Raw genomic sequence first — 731 nt, forward strand, 5'->3', positions numbered from 1 at the left:
TGTTGGTATCGCACCAGCTACTCGAAAGATGATCCGGCGACCGATTGGGAATGGGCAAAAAACGAAGATGGTAGCTACTTCACCATTGACGGCTACTGGTGGAGCTCCGTTTCATTTAAAAACATGTTCTACACCAACACGTCGCAAAACGTTATCCGTCAGCGTTGTGAAGCCACATTAGATTTGGCGAACGAGAACGCAGACATTACGTTCTTCGCCGCTGACAATCGCTTCTCATACAACCACACGATCTGGAGCAACGACGCAGCAATGCAGCCAGATCAAATCAACAAAGTGGTTGCACTCGGTGACAGCTTGTCTGATACAGGCAACATCTTTAACGCATCACAATGGCGCTTCCCTAACCCGAACAGCTGGTTCTTAGGTCACTTCTCCAACGGTTTTGTGTGGACAGAATACATTGCCAAAGCGAAGAACCTTCCGCTCTACAACTGGGCAGTTGGCGGCGCGGCTGGTGAGAACCAATACATCGCGCTAACAGGGGTTGGTGATCAAGTTTCTTCGTACTTAACCTACGCAAAACTGGCGAAGAACTACAAACCAGCAAACACCTTGTTTACGCTTGAGTTTGGTTTGAATGACTTCATGAACTACAACCGTGGCGTTCCAGAAGTGAAAGCAGATTATGCAGAAGCACTGATTCGTTTGACGGACGCAGGTGCGAAGAACTTCATGTTGATGACACTGCCAGACGCGACGAAAGCGCCTCA

General features: G+C 48.7%; 1 pseudogene. It reads left to right on the forward strand.

The window, feature by feature from the left end:
* Positions 1 to 731: pseudogene (locus R8O11_RS27385) on the forward strand (type 2 secretion system lipase); the annotation flags it as partial.

The organism is Vibrio sp. 1288 (genome assembly GCF_033344475.1).